We start from the raw sequence: 22,489 nt of genomic DNA on the forward strand, positions 1-22,489 counted from the left end.
CCCACCCCGTTTCGAGCCGCTCTCAAGGGTGTGGTCGCAGCCTGACCTGGCCCGGGGACCGCCCGGCGCCGGCAAGCGAAAGGAAGACGACGCGATGCCCTTGTCCGACCTCAGGCGCACAGGAGGTGTGCGGTGACCCGGCGTGTGGTGCTCACCGGCATCGGGGTGCGTGTACCGGGCGGTTCCGGAACGAAGGAGTTCTGGGACCTGCTGACCGCGGGCCGTACGGCCACCCGGCGCATCTCCTTCTTCGACCCGTCCCCGTTCCGCTCGCAGGTCGCCGGTGAAGTCGACTTCGACGCCCAGGCCGAGGGGTTCACGCCCCGCGAGCTGCGGCGCATGGACCGCGCCACCCAGTTCGCGGTGGCCTGTACCCGTGACGCCCTCGCCGACAGCGGTCTGGAGCCGGGCTCGGCGCAGGCCGGCCACCCCGAGCCGCACCGCGTCGGCGTCAGCCTGGGCAGCGCCGTCGCCTCCGCGACCAGCCTGGAGCGCGAGTATCTGGTGATGTCCGGCGGCGGCCAGGAGTGGGTCGTCGACCCGGGTTATCTGTCGCCGCACATGTTCGACTACCTCAGCCCGGGCGTGATGCCCGCCGAGATCGCCTGGGCGGTGGGCGCCGAGGGCCCGGTGACGATGGTCTCCGACGGCTGCACCTCGGGCCTCGACGCGGTGGGGTACGCGGCCCAGTTGATCCGTGAGGGCAGCGTGGACGTGATGGTCGCGGGCGCGGCCGACACCCCCATCTCGCCGATCGTCGTGGCCTGCTTCGACGCGATCAAGGCGACCACGACCCGCAACGACGACCCCGAACACGCCTCGCGGCCCTTCGACGGCTCCCGCAACGGCTTCGTGCTCGCCGAGGGCGCCGCCATGTTCGTCCTGGAGGAGTACGAGTCCGCCCGGGCCCGCGGCGCGCACGTCTACGCCGAGATCACGGGCTATGCGACGCGCTCGAACGCGTACCACATGACCGGTCTGAAGAAGGACGGCCGGGAGATGGCCGAGGCGATCCGGGTGGCCCTCGGGCAGGCCCGCGCCGACGCCACCTCCGTCGACTACGTCAACGCGCACGGTTCGGGCACCAAGCAGAACGACCGGCACGAGACGGCCGCGTTCAAGCGGAGCCTCGGGCAGCACGCGTATGACGTGCCGGTCAGTTCCATCAAGTCGATGGTCGGCCACTCGCTGGGCGCCATCGGGTCGATCGAGATCGCCGCCTGCGCCCTGGCGATCGAGCACGGTGTCGTCCCGCCGACGGCGAACCTGCACACCGCCGACCCCGAGTGCGACCTCGACTACGTCCCGCTCACCGCGCGGGAGCGGCGGCTGGACACGGTGCTGACCGTGGGCAGCGGCTTCGGCGGCTTCCAGAGCGCCATGGTGCTGCAGCGTCCGGAAGGAGCCCGCGCATGACCGCGACCACCGTCGAGGTCCCCGCCGTCCGCGCCCCGGCGACCCGGGCCGTCATCACCGGCATCGGGGTCACCGCCCCCAACGGGCTGGGCACGGAGGCGTACTGGAAGGCCGTGCTGGCCGGCGTCAACGGGATCAGGGAGCTCGGCAGGTTCGACACCAGCCGGTTCCCGTCCCGGCTGGCCGGCGAGATCACCGACTTCCGGGCCGAGGACCATCTGCCCGGCCGGCTGCTCCCGCAGACGGACCTGTCGACCCGGCTGGCGCTCGCCGCCTCCGACTGGGCGCTGGCCGACGCGGACGTGACGCCGGGGACGCTCACCGACTACGCCAAGGGCGTGGTGACGTCGAACGCCACCGGCGGGTTCGCGTTCACCCACGAGGAGTTCCGCAAGCTGTGGACCCGTGGGCCCGAACACGTCAGCGTCTACGAGTCGTTCGCCTGGTTCTACGCCGTGAACACCGGGCAGATCTCGATCCGCAACACCATGCGCGGGCCCAGCGCCGCCCTGGTCGGCGAGCAGGCCGGCGGTCTCGACGCCCTCGGGCACGCGCGGCGCACCGTACGGCAGGGCACCGACCTGGTCGTCGCGGGCGGCGTCGACTCGGCGCTCGACCCCTGGGGCTACGCCTCGCAGCTCGCGGGCGGCCGGGTGACCACGGTCGCGGACCGGGACCGGGCGTATCTGCCGTTCGACGCGCGGGCCGCCGGCTACGTGCCGGGCGAGGGCGGGGCGATCCTCGTCGTGGAGAACCCGGACACCGCCCGGGAGCGCGGGGTAGGGCGGGTGTACGGCGAGATCGCGGGCTACGCGGCCACGTTCGACCCGGCTCCCGGCTCCGGCCGGCCGCCGCGGCTGCGCCGGGCCGTCGAACTCGCCCTCGCGGACGCGGGGGTGACGCCCGCCGAGGTCGACGCGGTGTTCGCCGACGCGGCCGGCATCCCCGAACTCGACCTGGCCGAGGCCGAGGCGCTGGCCGGCGTCTTCGGACCCGGCGGCGTGCCGGTCACCGCGCCCAAGTCGCTCACCGGGCGCCTGTACGCCGGCGGTGGCCCGCTCGACGTGGTGGCGGCCCTGCTCGCCATCCGCGACGGCGTACTGCCCGCGACCGCCGGCACCACCGAGGTGCCCGGACGGTACGGCCTCGACCTGGTTGTGGGCGAGCCTCGCGAACTGCCCGTCCGCACCGCCCTGGTGCTCGCGCGGGGCCGCTGGGGCTTCAACGCGGCCCTCGTGGTCCGCGCGGCCGGACTCTGAGCACGACTGCTCACCACGACGAGTCCGCCCACTCGTCGCCCCGCCCGCACCTGGCATCTCACCACCTATGACACGAAGGAGAGTTCACATCGTGAGGACCATGACCCTGGACGATCTGCGCCGCATCCTGCGCGAGTGCGCCGGCTTCGACGAGGGCCTGCAGGACGACGAGGCCGCGCTCGACGCGGTCTTCGAGGACCTGGGTTACGACTCCCTCGCCCTGATGGAGAGCGCCGCCCGCATCCAGAAGGAGTTCGGCGTCGCCATACCCGACGACGAGATCACCGAGGTGGAGACGCCACGGGCGCTCCTCGGCCTGGTCAACGGCAGCCTGACCGCGGCCGCCTGAGCGGGCCGGCGAGGAGAGAACGCCCATGACCGAGCAACGTCTTCACCACACCGAGCACACCCTGACCGTGGACGCGCCGGCCGCCGAGCTGTACGGCCTGGCGGCCGACGTCACCCGCTGGCCCGCCCTGTTCGGCCCGAGCGTGCACGTGCAGCACCAGTTGCGCGAGGAGCGGGCCGAGCGGTTCGAGCTGTGGGCCGTCGTCAACGGCGAGGTCGGCAGCTGGGTCTCGCAGCGGACCCTGGACCCCGACCGGCTGCGCGTGACCTTCGCCCAGGTCCGCAGCCGGGCCCCGATCGCCTCGATGCGCGGCGAGTGGCTGTTTCGCACGCTGTCGCCGTCGCGCACGGAGATCGTGCTGCGGCACACCTTCTCCGCCGTCGACGACGACCCGGAGTCCGTGGCGTGGATCCTGCGGGGGCTGGACCGCAACAGCCCCGAGGAGCTGGCCGCCCTGGCCCGGTTCGCGCTGTACGGGCACCCGGTGGACGACCTCGTGTTCTCCTTCACGGACACCGTCCGCCTCACCGGGAGGGCGGCGGACGTGTACACGTTCGTCCACCGGGCCGACCGGTGGGCCCGGCTGCTGCCGCACGTGGACCGGGTCCGGCTCACCGAGCCCTCGCCCGGTGTGCAGGAGCTGGAGATGGACACGGTGACCTCGGACGGCTCGGCGCACACCACGCGCTCGCTGCGGGTGTGCCGGACTGGCGAGTGGATCGCGTACAAGCAGCTGATGACGCCTCGGTTGATGCTGGGGCACAGCGGCCTGTGGACCTTCGCCGACGGGCCCGGCGGCCCGGTGGTGACGGCCCGTCACACCGTGGCGCTCAACCCGGAGGCCGTGTCCGAGGTGCTCGGTGAGCATGCCACGCTCGCCGAGGCCCGGGCGTTTCTGCGCGACGCCCTGGGGCGCAACAGCCGTACGACGATCGAGCACGCCGACGCGTTCGCGACGGGCCGCCGCAAGCGGGCCGTGGCGCGTAGCGCCTGAGACGGCGCCGGCCGGGAAGACGAAGGCCCGGCGGTCCGAAGGGGACCGCCGGGCCTTCGCCGTGTGCGCTCGCGCACGGGTCACAGCAGATGCGCGCCGCCGTCCACGGACAGGATCGCGCCGGTCGTGTACGGCGACTCGATCAGCCCGTACACGGACGCGGCGACGTCCTCGGGCGTGCCCACCCGGCGCAGCGGGGTGCTCTCCCGCACATGTTCGGCGATCGCCGTGAAGTCCTTGGTCCACGGCGTCTCGATGAGCCCGGGCGCCACAGCGTTGACCCGGACCCGGGGACCCGCGGTGTTGGCCAGCAGCCGGGTCATGTGCTCGATCGCGGCCTTGCTGACGGCGTACGGGACGGAGCTGCCCGCGGGCCTGCTGCCCGCCACGGAGGAGATGTTGACGACCACACCGTCGGCGGACTCGCGCAGGTGCGGCATGGCGGCCACCGTGGTCGTCCAGGTACCGATGACGTTCAGGTCGAGGATCTCGCGCCAGACGCCCGCGTGGGCCGCCTCCAGGTCCGAGTGCGGGATCACCTTCGTGGTGCCCGCGTTGTTGACCAGAATGTCGAGCCGGCCGTACTGGGCGGCCACCTCGGCGACCAGCCGGCGCGCCTCGTCCTCGTCCGAGAGGTCGGCCTGGATGTACGTCGCCTCGGGCAGCGAGCCGGCGAACCGGCGCCCGGCGTCCGCGGAACGCGCCGAGTTGATCACCACGCGGATCCCCGCGGCGGCCAGCCGTACGGCCACCGCGGCGCCGATGCCGGAGGTGGATCCTGTCACCAGGGCCACGCGCTTGTCGTCGCTCATGCTGTGAACTCCTTCGGGTGGATGCGGGTGGGTACGCCGGAGCGCACCGCCGAACCGGGTCGCGGCCCGGCGGTGCGCTCGGGAGGAGGCCCCTGGGTCGGGGGCGCGGCGGCCGGGCGCCGGGGATGGACGGCCGGCCGCTCATCGTGGGGGTCAGCGGGACGTGCTGTGGACGGCGACCCGGCGCACGCCCAGGCAGATGCCCTGGCCGTCCACGGACGCGGCCATGGTGGTCAGCCCGACGGCGAGCTGGCGCGGGGCGGCCGCGCGTTCCTCGCCGGGCAGCTCCCACAGCACACAGGCTCCGTCGAACTGCTGCTGGCCCAGGTCGCCCACGGTGAGGGCGTGCCGCCCGTCGACCACCCAGCGGACGGTGCCCGCCGCCGGGTCGTAGGTCAGGGCGCAGTGGTGCGGGCGGCCGGGCCGTACGTCGCACAGCGGCACGGCGACGGAGAACGCGCGGTCGTCGCGGCCCGCCCGGGGCAGCCGTTCGTACAGCGCGTACACGGCGCTGCCGGTGAGACAGAAGTCGAAGACCATTCCGGTCTCGCGGTCGAAGGTCATCAGGGCCCCCGCTCCGCGCCCGACATCCCCGGCCGGGTCCGCCGCGGCGCCGGACGCGGGTGCGCCCCAGGTGCCGTAGGCGCGTACCGCGAGCTCGGCCTCGACGGTGAGGGCCCGCTCCGGCGGGGTGTCGAAGCCGGCGACGCCGGTGGACGCGGTGGTCTCCAGGTAGGCGGTCCAGCGCAGGAAGGCGTCCGGTGGTTCGGGGCCCTCGGACGGGGTGAACGCCGGTTCCCCGGTGCCCGGGTGGACGCTTCTCGGCACGATCACCACACCGCTCTCGCCGCGCCCGACGACTCCGTCGCCGCCCGCCCCGATGTGGGTGTCGCGCAGCCGCCAGGGCGCGCCGGGGCGGGTGTGGTCCAGCCCGTGGGCGAAGTCGTCGAGGAAGTGCACCCGCCGCGGGGCGTCGGTCTGCACAGTCATGGGTGCCATACCTTTCTTCGTGGGTTGATCCGGGCCGTTCGCAGGATCGGGGCACCCAGCGATGCCGGGGCGTGGCTGTCATGGGTGTGCCGCGTTCGTGGCTTGGCGGGGTGGGCCGCCCGGCATCCCGCGACGGGTGCCGGCCGACGGGGCGGCCGCGGGAGCGACGCCAAGGACCCCCTTCGCCGTGGCGGACCGGATCCGCATGCGCCGGGCCTCTCGCCGCCGGCGGGGTGCGGGGCTCAGTAGTTGCCCAGGCCGCCGCAGACGTTCAGGGCCTGCGCGGTGACGGCGGCCGCGTCGTCGCCGACCAGGTACTCGACCATCGCGGCGACCTCTCGGGTCTCCACATAGCGGCCCAGCGGCACCCGGTTGGTGATGCGGTCGAAGGTCTCCTCCTCGCTGACCTGCCAGATCCCGGCGTAGTGGGTGCGCACCCGTTCGGCCATGGGCGTCTCGACGAAGCCGGGGCAGACGGCGTTGACGGTGATGCCGGTGCGGGCCAGTTCCAGGCCGAGCGCCTTGGTGAAGCCGACCACGCCGTGCTTGGAGGCGGAGTACGGGGCGGCGTGCACGACGCCCTGCTTACCGCCGGTGGAGGCGATGTTGACGATCCGGCCGCGCTCCTTCGCGAGCATCCCGCCGGTGGTCAGGACCTCCTTCGTCATCAGGAAGACGCTGTTGAGGTTGGTGTTGACGACGTCGAGCCACAACTCGTCGGGGATCTCGTGGGTGGCGCCGCCGCCGCTGCGGCCGGCGTTGTTGACGAGGATGTCCACCGGTCCGTAGCGCTCCACGGCGGCGCGCACGAAGGCGCGGATCCGCGCGGGGTCGGACACGTCGCACACCGTGCCGTCGACGTCGTACCCCTGCTCCTGAAGCGACTTGACGGTGTCGGTCAGCTGCTCCTGGCCGCGGGCACACAGATACACGCGGGCGCCGAGACCGGCGAGGCGGCTCGCCACCTCCAGGCCGATCCCGCTGGTCGCGCCGGTGACCAGGGCCACCGGCCGCGCGGACTCACTCATGCTGCCTCCTCGTGTGCGGTCTGCGGTCCGAGCCTGCGCAGGTGTTCTCGAAAGGGGCTCGAAGCGGCCTTGACCGCCGTTGCTCGAGCCGGGTTCGAGGGGCGGGGGCGAACGTGAGTGGCCGTTCATGCCCACCACTTGCCTCCGGGAGACAGCCATGACCAGCACGGAGACCGTCATGACCAGCGGCCACTCGCCGGCCGAGCGGGCCGCGCGGGTGACGCCGGAGCTGTACGCACGCGTGCAGCACTTCTACGCCCATCAGATGCAGGCACTCGACTCGCTGCGGTTCGAGGACTATGCGGCGACCTTCACCGAGGACGGCACCTTCCAGCACTCGCCCGGCGTGGAACCGGCGCGCACCCGGCCCGGGATCGTGGCCGAACTGGTCGAGTTCCACAAGCGGTTCGACGGCGACCCGGTGCAGCGGCGGCACTGGTTCGGGCACCTCGCGCTGGAGCAGGGCCCGGACGGCGAGTTGCTGTCCACGACCTACGCCCTCGTGGTCACCGTCCGCCCCGGCGGCAAGCCGGAGATCGCCCCGAGCTGCGTCGTGCACGACGTGCTGGTCGAGACGCAGGGCGGCACGATCCACACCCGCTCGCGGCGGATCACACACGACCAGATGTTCTGAGGAGGAGACCAGGTGCGGCCCGGAAGGCGGAGACGGGGTGTACGAGGGGTGAGGGCGGAGGTCCGGCCGGAGGGGCCGGAGCTGGTCGCGGTGGGTCCAGGGGGCCGGCCGGCACGGCTCGACATCCCGGCCCGGTCGGTACGCGCGGTGGCCCGGCGGGACGTCCGCGCCGCCCTCACCCGGGGCGTCCATCCCGCCGTCGCACTCGCCGCCGTGGCGGTGCACGGCACGCCGGAGCAGCGCGCTGTCGCGACCCGGGCCGCCCTCGCGGGCAGCCGCCTCACGCTGCTCCTGCCCGGCGCACCGGTGGGCGGGAGCGTCCTCGAAGGAACCTCTGTGTACGTGGAGTTCGTTCCGGCCGGGCCCGTCCTCGCGGACGCCTCGCTCACGGCGCGTCTGGTGGTCCGCGGCGCCGCGGAGGACTCCTTCCTGGGGGCGCCGGGGCATGGTGCCCAGGTGCTGCTGGACGCCATGCTGTTCGGTTGGCCCCTGTTCGTGTCGGTGGGCATCGGCACCGCCGACACCGTGCTGCGCGCGGTCGTCGACGCCGCCGGGACCGCCGGTGTGCGTCCACTGGGCTCCTCACTCACCCGGCGTGCGGTGACGGCCGCGTTCCTCGACCTGCTCGTCGTGGACTGCCTGGTGACGACGGCCGTGCGCGCCCTGCATCTCGCGCCGGCCCAGGCGACGGCGCTGTCGGCCGTGGCCGGGCACCTGGGGCCGCGGCTGCTGCGGGACGGCAGCGAGGGCCTCGTACCGGTGCTGGGGCGGCATGCCCACAACGCGTACGGCGTGTTCGGCACGATACGCGCCCGGCTGCGGGAGCTCGCCGCGCCGTCGCCCCACGGGGCGGGAGGTCTGGGTGTGCTCACCGCGCTGTCGGCCCACGAGGAGCACCGCGCGGCCGGCCTCCCGGAGGCCGTGTACGCGCCGGGGGGCCCGCTGTCGCCGCCGAAGGCCCGACCGGTCGCCGCTCCCCCGGCCTGGTTCGCTCCGCGGTTCCCCGCGGAGGGCCTGTCCGGCCCGCTCGGCGCACTCGTGCGGCTGCTGGCCCGCGAAGCCTCCGTGGTGCGCGCTGAGTTCGCCGCCACGCGGGCATCGGTGTCCGCACCGGCCCTGCGCGCGGCCGCCGACCGTTACGCCCTGCTGCATGCGGCGGCCTGCTGTCTCGGCGTGGCCCGCAACGTGCCCCCGGGCTTTCTCACCGACCCGGCATGGCTCACCGCCGCCCTCGCCCGCATCGCACACCGCCTCGCCCTCCCCCTGGCGCCCGGCACCCGCCCCCGGGACGACACCGTCCTCGAGGAGGTCCTGACCCGGTGCCGCGACGACACGGCCCTCGACCTGTACGCCACCCCCCTGTCCCGCACCAGGCTGTGACCATGACCGGGGACCACGCGCACGCCGACGCCGCCGCGCACCCCCCGGCCGCGGTCGCAGACGGCCCCGTGCCGGGGCCGACGCGAATCGCCGGGCCGGACGCCCCCTGGGGGGAACTCGGCGCCGTTCTCGGGCGGTTCGGGCATGCCGTGCTGTGGAGCGGGAAACGGGACTGGCAAGTCGGGGACGAGCGTGAACTCGGGCTGTCCCAGCGGGAGTTCGCGCGGGCCGCAGTGCTGTCCGGGCGCAGGCGGTCGTCGTTCGTGGCCTCCCGGCTGCTGCTGAGGCACGCCGCGGCGCACGCTCTCGGCGCCGCGCCCGCGGACATCGACGTGGCGCGCGCACCGGAGGGCCGGCCTTTCCTGCGCGGCTGCGAGGAGCTCGACGTGAGCGTGAGTCACACCGGCGACCTGGCTGTGGTCGCGCTGAGCCGCTCAGGGCGGGTCGGCGTCGATGTGGAGTCCGCGGCACGCACGGTCGGCGGACTCGGCGAGGAGGTCCTGACAGCGCCCGAACTGGCGGCGCTGGCCCACCTGCCGGACGCCCGCCGCGCCCGGGCCCTGCTGCGCCTGTGGACCCTCAAGGAGGCCTACGCCAAGGCTCTGGGCCACGGCCTCAGGCTGCCGTTCGCCTCCTTCGGGTTCATCCCGCTCCCCCAGGAGCGGTGCACCCCGGCCCCGTACGCGGACGGCCCCGTTCGGCTGGTCACCGCCGACGGGGCTCTCGCCGACGCGGCGGGCTGGCGGTTCCGTACGCGCGGCGTGGCCGGTGATCATGTGCTGGCCCTGGCCCTGGGGCCAGGGCCGCATACGCCGTCACCAGGGCTCGACGCCGCCCTGGCCGCGGCCGTGCTCAGTGCGCCGCGGCCAGCGGCAGTTCGAGGGACGGGTCCGCGGACAACATCGCCCGGTGCAGCCGCTGCAGCCGCGGCGACGGGTCGATCCCGAGCTCCTCGATGAGCGTGCCGCGCAGCCGCTGGAACGCCTCCAGCGCCCGCCAGGCGTTGCCCGAGCGGTACAGCGCCAGCATGAACTGGGCGCACAGGCTCTCCTTCATGGGATATCTGGCCACCAACATCCCCAGCTCGGACAGCAGCGCCGCGTGCCGCCCCAGTCGTAGATCCGCCTCGATGCGCTGTTCGAGGACCCGCAGCCGGGACTCCTCCATGCCGATCAGCTCGACGGACAGCACCTCGCCGGTGGGCACGTCCACCAGGCCGGGACCGCGCCACAGCTCGAGCGCTCCGGCCAGCAGCAGTGACGCGGCGCCCGCATCCCCGGCCTCCAGCTCCTCCCCGCCCCGGGCCGCCTTGTGCTCGAACTCGGCGACATCGGAGCACAGTTCAGCGGCGTCGAGGCGGTAGCCGCCGTAGCAGGTCTTCAGTACGTCCTTGGCGCAACGGCCCGAATCGCGACCGAGCGCCGACGCTATCTTGCGGCGCAGTTGGAGTATGTAGGTCTGCAGCGTGGTGCTCGCGCTGCGCGGCAGCTGGTCGCCCCAGATCTCCTCCATCAGGACCGGAGCCGGCACGACACGGCCCGCGCGCAGGGCGAGCAAGGCAAGGATCTGCCGGGGTTTGCCGGCGCTGGGCACGATCGACACACCGTGTTCCTGGACGAGCAACGGGCCAAGGACCTTGATCTCCACGTGGATCTCCCCTGTTTCTCCTGACGGACCTGTGAGGTCGGGCGTCCGGAAACGCATCCATCTCCTCGGGAGCCTCGCACCGATGAACATCCCGGCCGTATACCGTTCCTCATGATCTGCGACGGGAATTGCTCATATGAGGAATTCACGTCCGGAGACTGAACCGCTAACTGCCCCCGCGACACGCTCTGATCCACACTCGTCGGACCTTGGGCGCCCGACTAGGAGATGACATGCCCGACATCACCGAGACCCGGACGTCCGGCGCCTTGACGCTCCACCTGTGGTCGCTGCTCGACGAGGTCGTCGTGGAGGGCCGTTCCGACGGGTCCGTCGTGCTGCGCCGCGGCACGGAGGTCCGGAGCCTGTACCGGCCCGGGCTGCTGGTGCGCAACGCGCTGGACCGGATGACGCTGGGGCCGGTGCGGCTGGACAACCTCACCGGGGTGCCGGTGCGACCGGGCGACAGCGGCAGCTGCGGCGAAGTGGCCGAACTGATGTGGTCGTTGCGGTGCATCGCGGAACTCGTGGTGCACACACTGGGCTACGACGACCCGCGCGGCCCGCTGCTGTCCGTGTACTGCACGGCGGCCTCGGCCGCGTTCCGCCCGGCGCGGCCGCCCGGCGAGGGCCGGGTGCGGCTCGCGCCGGGCGTCGTGTGCCGCCGGGAGCACGGCGAGCCGGTCCTCGCCTCCCCCCGCTCCGCGCACCGTGTGCGGCTGCACCGCCCGGAGGCCACGGCCCTGGTGGCCACCCTGCACCGACCGCTGGACGCCCGGGAGGCAGCCGCGGCCGTTTCCCTGCGCCGCGACGTGACCGAGGAGATCCTGGCCTATCTGGTGGGCGCCGACGTGGTGTGCTGAACCGGCCCACCGGCCGGCGGCCTCGTCAGATGAGCCACCCCGCCTCCCGCGCGATCCGTACGGCGTCAAGGCGGTTGCGTGCGTTGAGCTTGGTCACCGCGGCGGTGATGTAGTTGCGGACGGTGCCCACCGAGAGATGGAGCCGGTCGGCGATCTCCGCCGCCTCCGCGCCCTCGGCGACGAGCCTGAGCACCTCCGACTCCCGTGCCGTCAGCGGGTCCTCCGAGGCGCCCCAGGCGGCCAGGGCGAGCTTGGGGTCGATGACCCGGTGCCCGGCGTGCACCCGGCGCACTCCCTCGGCGAGGTCCCTGGGCGGCGCGTCCTTGAGGAGGAAGCCGGAGACCTGGGCATCCAGGGCCCGCCGCAGGGTCCCCGGGCGACCGAGGCTGGTGAGGATCAGTACCCGGCACTCGGGCAGTGCCGAGCGCAGCTCGCGCGCGGCCGTCAGACCGTCGACGCCGGGCAGATCGATGTCGACGATCGCCACGTCGGGCCGCCGCCGCATCGCCTGCGGCACGATCTCGTCCCCTCGTTCCACCTCGCTGACCAGCTCGAAATCCATTTCCAGACTGAGCAGTGCGGCCAGGGCGCCACGCACCATGTGCATGTCCTCGGCCAACAGTATTCGTATCTTGCCCGCCTTCATGCTCCCCCACTTCATGATCGCAAGCGTGCCCCGAATACTACTCAAGTCAGATTTCCGGTCGTACTCGATGGTGCGTCTGCACTGTGAGGTTCCCAACAGTCCACATACGTCTGGAGTTCTGATGACCGCGCCTGTCCAGCGGCTCGCGCCGCCCCGTACGCAGGAGGTCGCCGACCGGGTCTTCGCCTATGTGCAGCCGGACGGGGGGTGGTGCCTGAACAACGCCGGAATCCTGGCCGGGGAGGGGGAGACGGCCCTGGTGGACACCGCGGCGACCGAACGCCGCTCGCTCGCGCTGCGGGACGCCGTACGCTCCGTCACCCCGCACGCTCCGCGCTATGTGGTCAACACCCATTTCCACGGCGACCACACCTTCGGCAACTACGTGTTCACCCCCGGCGCGGTGGTCGTGGGCCACGAACGCACGCGTACGGAGATGACGGAGGCGGGGCTGCATCTGACCGGGCTGTGGCCGGACGTCGAGTGGGGCGACCTGGCGCTCGATCCGCCCTCGGTGACCTACCGGGACCGGTTGACGCTCCATGTGGGCGGCATCGAGGCCGAGTTGGTGCATGTGGGGCCGGCCCACACGACGAACGACACCGTGGTGTGGCTGCCCGCACAGCGGGTGCTGTTCACCGGCGACCTGGTGATGGCCGGGGTCACGCCGTTCTGCCCGATGGGATCGGTGGCCGGTTCGCTCGAGGCGATCGCGCGGCTGCGGGAGTTCGGCGCCGAGACCCTGGTCACCGGGCACGGCCCGGTGTGCGGTCCGGAGGCGTTCGACGTCGCCGAGTCGTATCTGCGCTGGGTGCACGAGCTGGCCGTCGAAGGCGACGCGGCGGGCCTGAGCCCGCTGGAGGTGGCGCGCGAGACGGATCTGGGCGAGTACGCCGAACTGCTCGACTCCGAGCGTCTGGTACCGAACCTGCACCGCGCCTACGCCGAGGTGCGCGGCGCGCGGCGCGGCGCACCGATGGACATCGGCGCGCTTTTCAAGGAGATGATCGAGCACCACGGCCGGCTGCCGGCCTGTCACGCCTGACCCAGGGCCGCCGGCCCGCCACGCACGGCCGGGCCCTGCCGAAAGTCGGCGGGGCCCTCGGCACGTGCGTCGGCTAGCCGTGCGTCGCGGCCAGTTCGGTCTCCTGGTGCCACACGCTGTAGGTGCCGCGCTGGTAGAGCAGGGGCCTGCGCCGGTACACCTCGGCCGCCTCCACCCGCGCCACGAGGATCCAGTGGTCACCCGCCTCGACGTGCTGCACGATGCGGCACTCGGCGTGGGCGAGCGCGACGTCCGCCAGCACGGGCGCGCCGCCGGCCAGCGCCGCCGGGCGCCAGCGCAGTCCCTCGAACTTGGCCTCGGCCTTGGTCGCGAACACCTCGGAGGCCGTACGGCCGTTCTCCGCGAGGACGTGCACCACGAAGGCGCCGGAGTGCCTAAGCGCCGGCAGGGACTGGGAATTCCGGTCCACGCACACCAGGAGCATCGGGGGTGCGGCTGAGACCGCCGTCATCGCGTTGCAGGTGAAGCCGCGGGGCGTACCGTCCGCGTCCACTGTCGTGATGACGGAGACCGAGGTGGGATAGGAACCGAAGAGCTCGCGGAAGCGCTGGGCGTCCACCGCCATTCCACTGCACCGCCAATCGGAATCGGGTTGTCTGCGGCCCTGGCTTCGAGCCCTTCGCAGCTTCCGTGTCCCGGGTGGAGCCCCGCTGGACAGGAACTCGACCCGGCCGCCCGCGGTGTTCAGCCGACCCGGTGTCCCGCCGCGACCCCGGCCGGGCGGGCGGGGATGACGGCCTCCAGCCGGAACCGCCCGTCGTCCAGACGGCCGGCCGCCAGGGTGCCGCCCACCGTGCCCAGCCGGGTGCCGAGGTTGTCGAGGCCGCTGCCGCTGTCCGGGGAGGAGTCCCGGCGGTATGTGTCGGCGCCGTCGTTGAGCACCGACAGCCGTACCGCTCCGTCGGCCATGCGCGCCGATATCTCGCAGTTGCGCACCTTGCTGTGGCGCAGCACGTTGGTGACGGCCTCCCGCAGGACGGTCGCAAGGACGGTCTCCACCTGGACGTCGAGGTCGGCGACCGTGACCATGACGTCCACGCTGACGTCGGCCGCGGCCAGCACCGACCGCGCGGAGGCCGCCTCGTCGACCAGGGAGAGCCGGCGATAGCCGCTGGCGACGGTGCGGACGTCGGCCAGGGCCTGGCGGGAGATCTCCAGCATTCCGGTGATCTCGGACTGGGCGCGCTTGGCGTGGGCCGGTACCAGGCGGTGGATGAGCTCGCCCTTGAGGGTGATGGCGGACAGGCTGTAGCCGAGCAGGTCGTGCAGGTCGCGGGAGAATCGCATGCGCTCCTCGATCACGGCCATCCGCGCGAGTTCCTGACGGGCCGTGTGCATCCTGACCACGAGTTCGGCGAGGCTGGTCAGGGCGAAGACGACCAACCCGGTCAGGAGCGTCGACTCGCACAGGTAGACACTGTCGAGCAGGGACCTGCCGACCAGGGCCGGCTGCACGAGCATGCTCAGCCCGACCAGGCCGTAGGCCGCCCAGTTGTACGGTCCGGGCAGCAGGAGCAGCAGCGATCCGGCCAGGAATCCCGCCATGCCACCCCATTCCGACGCGTAGACGAGCAGCGGCAGGTAGGTGACCAGGCCCTGCAGGGCGAGCGTGAGCGCTCTGCGCCGGGCGGACCGCTGCCGGGCCGAGGGCGCCGAGTGCCAGAGCTGGAGCACGAAGACCGCCGCCAGGCCGACGACGCTGCCCGCCTCGTCGGTCGCGGGAATGTCCTGGCGGAACACGTTGAGCAGGGTGATCAACAGGTAGGACAGGAGTACCGCGACCAGGATGCCGCGGGCCAGGCGTGGCGCGGGGATGTCCCCGATTCCCGGTTGCACATCCGATGCCTGCTGTAAGAGCGGATTTCCTGTCGATGCCGACGACCCTTCCGGCGGGTCCGTGTCGGTTCGACGAGGATCAACGCTGCGCGGCACGCCGCCCTCCCCACGTAGTCGAACCATTTCAGCCTGCAACTATAGGCAGCCTGGGTGGCAGGCATGCAACACGCTTTGCTGAGGCTGGAGTTCAGACGAAGAGGGGCACCGGGTTGAGGTCCTGGTAGGCGGTCGGTGCGTCCAGCCGGCCGAGCGCGACCGGGACGTCGTACAGGCGGCCCGGCCCGAACCGGGCCCAGAAGTGACGCAGTCCGGGCACGAGAACCTTGACGACCGGCAGGCCGATGTCGGGCCGGGTCTGGTCCAGGACGAGCAGTTCCATGCCCCGCTCGGCCACCAACGCCTCCGCTGCCGCGACGTCGTCGCGCAGATCGGTGCGCGCGTGGTACGGCCAGGAGGCGGGCGTACGCGCCGCGGCAGCCGGATCCGGGCGCAGGAACGGCCGGCCCGCGATCGTGGCCGTACGCCACCAGGTGCGCGGCTCGGGGTCGTCGACGGCGTATCCGGTGCCGTCGGGGCGCGCCCCGGCCACCGCGGGCAGCAGCTGGCCGAGTTCGGTCAGGGCGCGTCGCAGGGCGACGGCCGGGTCGAAGTGGGCGCCGAATCCGAACAGGATGTCCTCGGCGGGCTTGTCGACGCGCCGGGAGACGGCCGCGAGGGCGGGCACGCCGAGGTCGGTGGTGAGGTCGAGGACCCAGGTCTCGCGGCCGAGGGCACGGCAGCCGTCGATCACGCGCCGCACCCAGGGGGCGTCGAAAGCGTCGAGGTCGACGGCGGGCTGGCGGGTGCGGTTGTACCACCACAGGGCGACGGCGTCGCGTTCGACGAGTTCCATGAAGCCCTGGAGGACGGCGTCCTCGAGACTGCCACCCGCGGCGTTGCCGTTCGAATCGGCGCGCAGTCCGTCCCCGTCGGCGTCCCTGGGGTCGAAGTAGAGCAGGGAGGTGGGCAGGAGCCGGTGGCGGCCGGCGGTGAGCGACCAGACCGGGGTCCACTCGACGGGCCGGTTCTCGTCGAAGGGCGCGGGCACGTACTGGAAGTGCGCGGCGCGGGCGTTCCAGCGGTCGCGGTCGCGGAACTGCCGTTCGTCGTAGAGCTGGCAGGCGTTGGGGTGGATCGCGTCGGCACCGAGCGCCCGGTAGGTGTCGCGGACGACGGGCTCGTCGCCGTGCCGGGTGGCGCTGTACCGCTCGACGGCCTCGCACAACGCGCTCACCTGTGCCTCGGCCGGGTCGAGTCCCTTGCCGCCGCTGAGCGCGCGCAGCCCGGCGCGCAGCCCGGCCAGGGTGTGCGCCTCGGTGGCGAGGTTGTGGCCGGACAGATAGCAGTCGACGAAGCCGGGAGAGCGCGGATCGCGCCGCAGCTCCTTGATCACACCGGTGACGGGCCCGATCAAGTGGCCGTATTTCGCCAGCATCTGATCGGCGGTCAGAGCTCGGTGGCCGTTGCCCTCGACGGCCGCCTTGGGGCGCGGGCGCGGTACGTACGGCCGCCGTACCTGTCGGGCCACCAGGCCGGGGTCCCCGCAGTCGGGACACTGCGGGCGCCTGCGCACCGGGTGCAGGGTGGTGCGGCGCGTGAGCGTGTCGTAGGCGAGAAGGTCCGGTAGGGCCGGATCGCGCAGACCGGCGATCCACTGGGCGGCTTCGAGGGCCGCCAGCTGGAAGCCGAGGGCCCGGGTGGCCGGGAGCGAGGCGCCGGGTCGCGCCGCCGGCGCGTCCGTGCCGAGGGCGCGCCTCAGCGGCGCCTCGGAGCGGCGGTGCGTACGCAGCCGGTGTGCCAGACAGGACCAGCACGGGCCCGGCGCCCCGAGGACGGGGCCGATCCACACCTCGGGTCCGTGCACCCGCACCGGGAGCCACGGCACTCCGTCCCGCCGCCGGCGCACGTCCAGTTCGCCCAGCCGCGGATCGAGATGGTCCTCGCACAGCACGAGCACGAGGCCTTCGGGATCCGACGCGCCGGCGGCCACTCGCAGCCCCGCACCGGAACAGGCCGCGGCAAGCGCGGCACGGTCGGTGTCACCGTCGGCGTCCGGCGTGTCCAGGACCACGATGCGTACGGCTTCGGTGGTCAGCCTGGCTTCCGCGGTGCGGGCGTCGGGGACCGCGTGGTCCCAGTACGCCTGGGCGGCGGAATCGAGGCGCGACGGGGTGTGGCCGCGGACGAGTCCCGCCTCGGTGAGGGCGCGCACCGCCCGGGCACTGTGCTCGGGAGCGAGCCGCGGCGCGGCGGCGCGTTGGAGGTCGGGGAGGGTGCGGGTGCCGTCGAGCAGGGGCGCCACCACCTCGGCCGCCGCCCCGCGGACGGCGAGCACGCTCTCGGAGGAGAGCAGATAGACGGCCTCCCCCGGTACGACCACGCTGCGCAGATGACGCTTGAACCCGACGGGCGCCTCCTCGTCGGCCAGGTGCGCCCGCTCCGCCCCCCGTACCTCGCTCATGGCCGGATCACTCCGTGTGCCCCGCCACCGTGGCGCCGTCGGCCGCGGGCAGGGCGCGGACGCACACGCCGAACAGGGCGACGCCCGCGGGGTCGGGCCGGTCGAGGTTCTCGATCGTCAGCACCCCGTCCGTTGCGGGGAGTTGGTAGCCAGCGCCGTGGGGAGTGCGCGGAGAGTGCTGCATGGTTGCTTTCCTTTCCGACTGGATGACGGCCTCGCCGACCCGATCCCGGTCGTCGACGCCTTTGACAGGGATTCTGCGGAGCCACGGCGAAGGAAGGCAGTGGCGCCGTCATGTCTTGGACCATGAACTTCTCACGTCTTCGCGCGACGCCGGAGTCCCGGCCGCCCCGTGGGGCCATCCTCCGTACAGGCCTTGGCCGTTCGCCCGCATGGCGACATCCGTCCGTTGCACTTGCGAGGACATCGACGACGATCGTACTGTTCGATGACCAACAACCTGATCGATGAACATCGAACTGATGAGAACGGACGAGGTGAGCACGATGTCCGCCACGGAGACGCGGGACACACCGAGTGCCACGGACCGGCGCAACTGGCGCATGCTGCCGGTGATCCTGGCCGCCTTCTTCATGTACGGCTTCGACGGCAACGTCGTGAACGTGACCATCCCCTCGCTCCAGGCGGACCTCCACGCCGGCGAGGCGGCCCTGGAACTGGTCGTCGGCGGTTACGTCTTCACCTACGCGGCCGGCCTGGTGCTCGGTGGCCGCATGGGCGACCTCTTCGGCTACCGGCGCATGTTCCTGCTCGGCATGGCGAGCTTCACCGTCGCCTCCGTGCTCTGCGGCCTGGCACAGAACCCCACCCAGCTCGTGATCTTCCGGATGCTGCAGGGGCTGACGGCGGCCGCCATGGTGCCGCAGGTGCTCGCCCTGATCACCTCCACGTTCCCGGCCGAGCAGCGCCCGCGCGCGCTGGCCTGGTTCGGTGTGACCGGCGGCCTCAGCGGCATCTGCGGACAGGTACTGGGCGGTCTGCTGCTGGTGTCCGACCTGTTCGGCCTCGGCTGGCGCGTGATCTTCTTCGTGAACGTCCCGATCGGCATCATCGTCATCACGCTCGCCCTGCGGCTGCTCCCCACCGCCACCTCGGGCCGCCGCCCCGGGCTCGACGCCCTGGGCATCCTCGGCATCTCCGGATCGCTCGCCCTGGCGCTGGTCCCGCTGGTCCTCGGCCGCGAGTACGACTGGCCGCTGTGGGCCTGGATCCTGCTGGTGGCCTCGGTGCCGGCGATGGCGGCCGCGCTGCTGTGGGAGCGCAGGCTCGCCCGTACCGGCGGACAGCCGCTGCTCGACCTGACGCTGTTCCGCAGCAAGGTGTTCAACGCCGGGCTCGCCATCAACGCGGCCTTCATGGCCTTCTTCACCAGCTACATCTTCGTGCTGAGCCTGATGCTCCAGACCGGCCTCGGCTTCAGCGCGCTGCACGCGGGCCTGGTCTTCGCCCCGACCGCCGTACTCGCCATGGTCGCCTCGCTCAAGGGCAAGGGCCTGGTCGCCAAGTACGGACTGCGGGTGCTCACCATCGGTTCGCTGATCACCGCCGTGAGCGTCCTGATCACCGCCGTCGGCCTGCAGGTCCAGGGCGGTGACATCACCCAGCCGGTGCTGCTGGCCTCCACGGCCCTGATGGGCATCGGCAACGGCCTCATCCTGCCGTCGCTGATCGGCGCCCCGATGGCCGGCGTCAAGCCCGCCCAGGCCGGCATCGCCTCCGGCATGCTCTCCACCACCCAGCAGTTCGCCAGCGTGACCGGCGTCGCCGTGCTGGGCGCGATCTTCTTCGCCAAGCTGGGCGACCACGCGGGCGCCGACGCGTACGCCGGCGCCACCGAGCTCGCCGCCTGGATCGCGCTCGCCCTGATCCTGGTGATGACGGCCCTGGTCACCGTGCTGGTGCGGGCCGCGGCGGCGTCGGCGGCCGAGGCCCGGGCGGCGAGCGACGCGTCCCCCGGGGACGTCGCCCCCGCGAAGGCCTGACCGTGCGCGGTTTCGTCACCGAACCCACGGCCCCCGGCGGGCTCCGGCTGACCGACGGTCTGCCGGAGCCCGACCCAGCCCCTCACGAGGCCGTGGTGGAGGTACGCGCGTTCTCCCTCAACCACGACGAGGCCAACCTCGTCCGGCGCAGGCCGGACGGCTGGCGGCCCGGCCAGGACACCGCCGGGGTCGTGGTGCGGGCCGCCGCCGACGGCACCGGTCCGCGCGAGGGCGAGCGGGTCGTCGCCTACATGGACTGGGAGGGCTGGTGCGAGCGCATCCCGATCGCCGGCCACCGGACCGCCGTACTGCCCGACGAGGTCTCCTTCGAGCAGGCGGCGACTCTTCCGGTGGCGGGCCTGACCGCGCTGCGGGCGCTGCGGGTGGGCGGTGCGCTCCTCGGCCGGGACGTGCTGGTCACCGGGGCGAGCGGCGGCGTGGGACAGTTCGCGGTGCAGCTCGCGGTCGCGTCGGGCGCGCGGGTGACCGCGCACGTGACCCGCCCCGAGCGGGCCGAGGAGGTGCGCGCACTCGGCGCGCACCGCGCGGTGACCTCGCTCGCCGAGCACGCCGAAGGGGTTCTGGGCCCCTTCCACCTCGCCCTCGACGGCATCGGCGGCCCGCTCCTGCCGCAGGTGATGCACCGGATGGCGCCGGGCGCGACGACAGTGCTGTACGGCAACATCGGCGGCCCGTCCCAGGTGCGCATCCTCGACTTCGCCGGATACGCGCCCAACAGCAAGGTGATGGGTCTGGTCAGTCCGATCCCCGACCAGGCCAAGGGCGAGGACCTGGCGATCCTCGTGGGTCTGATCGCCGACGGGCGTCTGGTACCGAACATCGGTCTGCGCGACACGTGGGAGCGGACCGCGGAGGCGTTCGCGGCCCTGGCGGCACGCTCCTTCCGGGGCAAGGCGGTACTGGTCCTGCCGTGACCGCCCGGCCCTCCCCGACGCGGGCGGGGCGCCCGAATCCCCCGGGGCGCCCCGCCCGTACCGCTGTCCCGCGACCGCTCAGGCGGTCGCCCCGAACCACTTCGTCAGCGCCGGCTCCAGGCCCTCGCCGGTCACCTCGCCGGCCGGGGCCGCCCAGGCGACATAGCCGTCGGGGCGGATCAGCAGGGCGCCCGCGCCGAGCTCGTCGGCCCGGGCGCGCACGGTGTCCACCACGGCCCGACGCGACCCGGCCGCGAGGGCCGGCGCACCGTCGGAGAGGTCGAGCAGGACGCCGTGCCCGCCGTACAGCAGTTCATGGACGCGGCGTTCGCCGTCCTCGGTCTTCAGCACCGCGTTGGGAACCCTGCGGCCCGCCAGCGGGTGGTCGCCGGACGCCGGGTAGACCACGTCGAGGCCGTTGACCATGCCGGTGAGGAAGTCGCGCACGTCGTCGAAGTCCAGCAGCAGGTCGAAGAGTTCGCGCAGCGCGCCCACCTTGTCGCCCGGCTCCATGAGGGCGACCTGGGCCCGGGTGTTGTGCAGCACGGCGGCGGCGACCGGGTGCCGCTCCTCGTGGTAGGTGTCCAGGAGTTCCCCTCCCGCGCGCCCCGCGAGGACGGCCGCGAGCTTCCAGCCGAGGTTCGCCGCGTCCTGGATGCCGAGGTTGAGCCCCTGACCGCTGGCCGGGAAGTGGATGTGCGCGGCGTCCCCGGCCAGAAACACCCGGCCCACCCGGTACTGCTCCGCCTCGCGGGTCGCGTCCCCGAACCGGGACAGCCAACGGGCGCCGCGCATACCGTAGTCCGTGCCGGCGATCGACCGGTAGGCGGTGCGCAGGACATCGATGTCGAGGGGTGCGTCCCGGTCCGTGACCTTGTCGAACTCGACGGTGACCACCCGGTACAGCCCCGCTCCGAGCGGGAACTGCATGGCCACGCCGTTCGTGTGCCGGGGCATGGATCCGGTCACCGGCTGGTCCAGGCCGGGCAGTTCGACGTCGCCGACCATCGCGGTGAGCGTGGTGGGCGTGCCGGGGAAGCCGACGCCGAGCAACTCGCGCACGGTGCTGTGCCCGCCGTCGCAGCCTGCCGCGTAGGCCGCCCGCAGGACGTACGCCCCCTCGGGCCCCTCGACCGTCAGCGCGACCCCTTCCGGATCCTGCGCGAGGCCCGTCACCCGGGCGCCGAAGCGGAGTTCGACACCGAGTTCCAGCGCCCACTGCTCCAGCAGGCGCTCCGTGTCCGCCTGCGGGATCCGTAGCATGTACGGGTGGTCGCCGGTGAAACGTTCGAAGTCGAGCTTGCGGATACCCGCGAAGTGCCCGACCGGCACCTTGGGATGCCCCTCGGCCAGGAACCGCTCCACGATCCCCCGCTGGGCCAGGACCTCCAGCGAACGGGCGTGCAGCCCGAGCGCCTTGGAGTGCCCGGTGCGTTCCGGCAGTACTTCGAGCACGACCACCTCGGCACCGGCCAGCCGCAGTTCGCACGCCAGCATCAGCCCGGTCGGCCCAGCACCCACGATCGCCACGTCCGTCATCCGTCACCCTCCCGAAGACCGCCCGCCCACCGACGCCGGCCCCTGGTTCGGAACCTCCCATTACATTTGCCGCCCCAGCGTCCCGGGGCGCACTGGAGACTGACTCGAGGCGAGTCGAGAGGAACGGAAGCCGAGCGGACACCCGGGGGGCGAAGAACGCACCCCTGGCGGGCACCTACACCGCAAAGGCCTCCTACACCGAGAACGCCGGTCTGCTGGCGGCGACCACGTACGGTGCGGACGGTGGTCTGCCAACCGAGACCGTCGGTTACGACTACAACCTCGATGACCTCGCCAGGGCGGTCAAGAGACCCCTCTCCGGCGACCTGCCGACCGCCACACCCAAGTCCGGCGATGCCCCCTCGGCACCGCGATCGGATACGGGTAAGGGCGGCAAGGAACCGCGCGGCAGCGGCAAGTCCGCCGCCCGAAGCGGGGACGAGTCGGGTCCGGCGACGGGGACGAAAGAGGGCAAAACCTACCACAGCGGGCTCAGCAAGAAACCCAACGAGTATCCACAGGGGGCCCGTGGTGAGCCTCGACAGGCTCAAGGAAACGCCGGCCAGGGCGGGTTACCGCTCCGAGTGGGACG

General features: G+C 72.8%; 21 protein-coding genes. 11 read left to right on the forward strand and 10 right to left on the reverse strand.

Going from position 1 to position 22,489, the window contains the following annotated elements:
* Nucleotides 1–132: 132 nt before the first annotated feature.
* The 4 genes from ACZ4N4_RS11725 (at nucleotide 133) to ACZ4N4_RS11740 (ending at nucleotide 4,018) form a co-directional block, all read left to right on the forward strand.
* Nucleotides 133–1,416 (forward strand): beta-ketoacyl-[acyl-carrier-protein] synthase family protein, encoded by a 1,284-nt coding sequence (locus ACZ4N4_RS11725; protein WP_453565997.1) that lies wholly within the window; start codon nucleotides 133–135, stop codon nucleotides 1,414–1,416.
* Nucleotides 1,413–2,675, forward strand: coding sequence for a ketosynthase chain-length factor (locus tag ACZ4N4_RS11730; protein ID WP_467587116.1), 1,263 nt, complete (start codon nucleotides 1,413–1,415; stop codon nucleotides 2,673–2,675). The genes ACZ4N4_RS11725 and ACZ4N4_RS11730 overlap by 4 nt, the downstream gene beginning before the upstream one ends.
* 88 nt (nucleotides 2,676–2,763) lie before the next feature.
* Nucleotides 2,764–3,024: an acyl carrier protein gene (locus ACZ4N4_RS11735; protein WP_467587700.1), complete on the forward strand. Its 261-nt coding sequence runs from the start codon at nucleotides 2,764–2,766 to the stop codon at nucleotides 3,022–3,024.
* Nucleotides 3,025–3,049: 25 nt separating this feature from the next.
* Nucleotides 3,050–4,018 (forward strand): aromatase/cyclase, encoded by a 969-nt coding sequence (locus tag ACZ4N4_RS11740; protein WP_467587119.1) that lies wholly within the window; start codon nucleotides 3,050–3,052, stop codon nucleotides 4,016–4,018.
* An 80-nt stretch (nucleotides 4,019–4,098) separates the two neighbouring features.
* Here the strand turns inward: ACZ4N4_RS11740 and ACZ4N4_RS11745 are convergent, their stop codons facing one another.
* The 3 genes from ACZ4N4_RS11745 to ACZ4N4_RS11755 form a co-directional block, all read right to left on the reverse strand.
* Nucleotides 4,099–4,830, reverse strand: coding sequence for an SDR family NAD(P)-dependent oxidoreductase (locus ACZ4N4_RS11745; RefSeq protein ID WP_453565988.1), 732 nt, complete (start codon nucleotides 4,828–4,830; stop codon nucleotides 4,099–4,101).
* 153 nt (nucleotides 4,831–4,983) lie between these two features.
* Complete coding sequence (locus ACZ4N4_RS11750; protein WP_467587122.1) at nucleotides 4,984–5,820, reverse strand: DUF6081 family protein; 837 nt, start codon at nucleotides 5,818–5,820, stop codon at nucleotides 4,984–4,986.
* Nucleotides 5,821–6,062: 242 nt separating this feature from the next.
* Nucleotides 6,063–6,848 (reverse strand): SDR family NAD(P)-dependent oxidoreductase, encoded by a 786-nt coding sequence (locus ACZ4N4_RS11755; protein ID WP_453565982.1) that lies wholly within the window; start codon nucleotides 6,846–6,848, stop codon nucleotides 6,063–6,065.
* Nucleotides 6,849–7,005: 157 nt separating this feature from the next.
* Between ACZ4N4_RS11755 and ACZ4N4_RS11760 the strand changes: the two genes are divergently transcribed.
* Genes ACZ4N4_RS11760 through ACZ4N4_RS11770 form a run of 3 tightly spaced genes read left to right on the forward strand, consistent with a single transcriptional unit; the run spans nucleotide 7,006 to nucleotide 9,821 of the window.
* Complete coding sequence (locus tag ACZ4N4_RS11760; RefSeq protein WP_467587125.1) at nucleotides 7,006–7,482, forward strand: nuclear transport factor 2 family protein; 477 nt, start codon at nucleotides 7,006–7,008, stop codon at nucleotides 7,480–7,482.
* Between the two features lie 48 nt (nucleotides 7,483–7,530).
* Nucleotides 7,531–8,862 carry a hypothetical protein gene (locus ACZ4N4_RS11765; RefSeq protein ID WP_467587127.1) on the forward strand — a complete coding sequence of 444 codons (1,332 nt, stop codon included), beginning with the start codon at nucleotides 7,531–7,533 and terminating at the stop codon, nucleotides 8,860–8,862.
* Between the two features lie 2 nt (nucleotides 8,863–8,864).
* Nucleotides 8,865–9,821, forward strand: a complete 957-nt coding sequence (locus ACZ4N4_RS11770) for a 4'-phosphopantetheinyl transferase family protein (RefSeq protein WP_467587129.1) — start codon at nucleotides 8,865–8,867, stop codon at nucleotides 9,819–9,821.
* Here ACZ4N4_RS11770 and ACZ4N4_RS11775 read toward each other — a convergent pair.
* Nucleotides 9,715–10,509 carry an AfsR/SARP family transcriptional regulator gene (locus ACZ4N4_RS11775; protein ID WP_453565970.1) on the reverse strand — a complete coding sequence of 265 codons (795 nt, stop codon included), beginning with the start codon at nucleotides 10,507–10,509 and terminating at the stop codon, nucleotides 9,715–9,717. The two genes, ACZ4N4_RS11770 and ACZ4N4_RS11775, sit on opposite strands and share 107 nt — an antisense overlap.
* 233 nt (nucleotides 10,510–10,742) lie before the next feature.
* Here ACZ4N4_RS11775 and ACZ4N4_RS11780 point away from each other — a divergent pair, with 233 nt between their 5' ends.
* Entirely contained in the window at nucleotides 10,743–11,372 is a 630-nt protein-coding gene (locus ACZ4N4_RS11780) for a hypothetical protein (RefSeq protein WP_467587131.1), read from the forward strand.
* Between the two features lie 25 nt (nucleotides 11,373–11,397).
* Here ACZ4N4_RS11780 and ACZ4N4_RS11785 read toward each other — a convergent pair whose 3' ends face one another.
* On the reverse strand, nucleotides 11,398–12,033 hold the full coding sequence (locus ACZ4N4_RS11785) for a response regulator transcription factor (RefSeq protein WP_467587133.1): 636 nt from the start codon (nucleotides 12,031–12,033) through the stop codon (nucleotides 11,398–11,400).
* Nucleotides 12,034–12,139: 106 nt separating this feature from the next.
* Here ACZ4N4_RS11785 and ACZ4N4_RS11790 point away from each other — a divergent pair, with 106 nt between their 5' ends.
* Entirely contained in the window at nucleotides 12,140–13,063 is a 924-nt protein-coding gene (locus ACZ4N4_RS11790; protein WP_467587136.1) for an MBL fold metallo-hydrolase, read from the forward strand.
* 73 nt (nucleotides 13,064–13,136) lie between these two features.
* Here ACZ4N4_RS11790 and ACZ4N4_RS11795 read toward each other — a convergent pair whose 3' ends face one another.
* The 4 genes from ACZ4N4_RS11795 to ACZ4N4_RS11810 form a co-directional block, all read right to left on the reverse strand.
* Complete coding sequence (locus ACZ4N4_RS11795) at nucleotides 13,137–13,649, reverse strand: flavin reductase family protein (RefSeq protein WP_467587138.1); 513 nt, start codon at nucleotides 13,647–13,649, stop codon at nucleotides 13,137–13,139.
* A gap of 119 nt (nucleotides 13,650–13,768) precedes the next feature.
* The gene (locus ACZ4N4_RS11800) at nucleotides 13,769–14,920 is read right to left on the reverse strand and encodes a sensor histidine kinase (RefSeq protein WP_467587139.1); all 1,152 of its coding nucleotides are present in this window, start codon (nucleotides 14,918–14,920) and stop codon (nucleotides 13,769–13,771) included.
* Nucleotides 14,921–15,107: 187 nt separating this feature from the next.
* Entirely contained in the window at nucleotides 15,108–17,420 is a 2,313-nt protein-coding gene (locus ACZ4N4_RS11805) for a TOMM precursor leader peptide-binding protein (protein WP_467587141.1), read from the reverse strand.
* A gap of 7 nt (nucleotides 17,421–17,427) precedes the next feature.
* Nucleotides 17,428–17,604, reverse strand: a complete 177-nt coding sequence (locus ACZ4N4_RS11810) for a hypothetical protein (protein WP_453565953.1) — start codon at nucleotides 17,602–17,604, stop codon at nucleotides 17,428–17,430.
* Nucleotides 17,605–17,902: 298 nt separating this feature from the next.
* On the opposite strand from ACZ4N4_RS11810, the gene ACZ4N4_RS11815 reads away from it, so the two are divergent.
* Both ACZ4N4_RS11815 and ACZ4N4_RS11820 read left to right on the forward strand, forming a co-directional pair.
* Complete coding sequence (locus ACZ4N4_RS11815; protein ID WP_453565950.1) at nucleotides 17,903–19,423, forward strand: MFS transporter; 1,521 nt, start codon at nucleotides 17,903–17,905, stop codon at nucleotides 19,421–19,423.
* 2 nt (nucleotides 19,424–19,425) lie between these two features.
* Nucleotides 19,426–20,358: a zinc-binding dehydrogenase gene (locus ACZ4N4_RS11820; protein WP_467587145.1), complete on the forward strand. Its 933-nt coding sequence runs from the start codon at nucleotides 19,426–19,428 to the stop codon at nucleotides 20,356–20,358.
* Between the two features lie 78 nt (nucleotides 20,359–20,436).
* Here the strand turns inward: ACZ4N4_RS11820 and ACZ4N4_RS11825 are convergent, their stop codons facing one another.
* Nucleotides 20,437–21,897 (reverse strand): FAD-dependent monooxygenase, encoded by a 1,461-nt coding sequence (locus ACZ4N4_RS11825; RefSeq protein WP_467587148.1) that lies wholly within the window; start codon nucleotides 21,895–21,897, stop codon nucleotides 20,437–20,439.
* Nucleotides 21,898–22,489 lie beyond the last annotated feature (592 nt).

This window comes from Streptomyces sp. NPDC026538 (assembly GCF_055567535.1).

Coding starts and splice junctions, on each gene's coding strand:
- ACZ4N4_RS11755 (WP_453565982.1), bottom strand. CDS start 6,848: ATGAGTGAGTCCGCGCGGCCGGTGGCCCTGGTCACCGGCGCGACCAGC.
- ACZ4N4_RS11760 (WP_467587125.1), top strand. CDS start 7,006: ATGACCAGCACGGAGACCGTCATGACCAGCGGCCACTCGCCGGCCGAG.
- ACZ4N4_RS11805 (WP_467587141.1), bottom strand. CDS start 17,420: ATGAGCGAGGTACGGGGGGCGGAGCGGGCGCACCTGGCCGACGAGGAG.
- ACZ4N4_RS11810 (WP_453565953.1), bottom strand. CDS start 17,604: ATGCAGCACTCTCCGCGCACTCCCCACGGCGCTGGCTACCAACTCCCC.
- ACZ4N4_RS11785 (WP_467587133.1), bottom strand. CDS start 12,033: ATGAAGTGGGGGAGCATGAAGGCGGGCAAGATACGAATACTGTTGGCC.
- ACZ4N4_RS11745 (WP_453565988.1), bottom strand. CDS start 4,830: ATGAGCGACGACAAGCGCGTGGCCCTGGTGACAGGATCCACCTCCGGC.
- ACZ4N4_RS11740 (WP_467587119.1), top strand. CDS start 3,050: ATGACCGAGCAACGTCTTCACCACACCGAGCACACCCTGACCGTGGAC.
- ACZ4N4_RS11825 (WP_467587148.1), bottom strand. CDS start 21,897: ATGACGGACGTGGCGATCGTGGGTGCTGGGCCGACCGGGCTGATGCTG.
- ACZ4N4_RS11750 (WP_467587122.1), bottom strand. CDS start 5,820: ATGACTGTGCAGACCGACGCCCCGCGGCGGGTGCACTTCCTCGACGAC.
- ACZ4N4_RS11790 (WP_467587136.1), top strand. CDS start 12,140: ATGACCGCGCCTGTCCAGCGGCTCGCGCCGCCCCGTACGCAGGAGGTC.
- ACZ4N4_RS11815 (WP_453565950.1), top strand. CDS start 17,903: ATGAGAACGGACGAGGTGAGCACGATGTCCGCCACGGAGACGCGGGAC.
- ACZ4N4_RS11730 (WP_467587116.1), top strand. CDS start 1,413: ATGACCGCGACCACCGTCGAGGTCCCCGCCGTCCGCGCCCCGGCGACC.
- ACZ4N4_RS11770 (WP_467587129.1), top strand. CDS start 8,865: ATGACCGGGGACCACGCGCACGCCGACGCCGCCGCGCACCCCCCGGCC.
- ACZ4N4_RS11780 (WP_467587131.1), top strand. CDS start 10,743: ATGCCCGACATCACCGAGACCCGGACGTCCGGCGCCTTGACGCTCCAC.
- ACZ4N4_RS11795 (WP_467587138.1), bottom strand. CDS start 13,649: ATGGCGGTGGACGCCCAGCGCTTCCGCGAGCTCTTCGGTTCCTATCCC.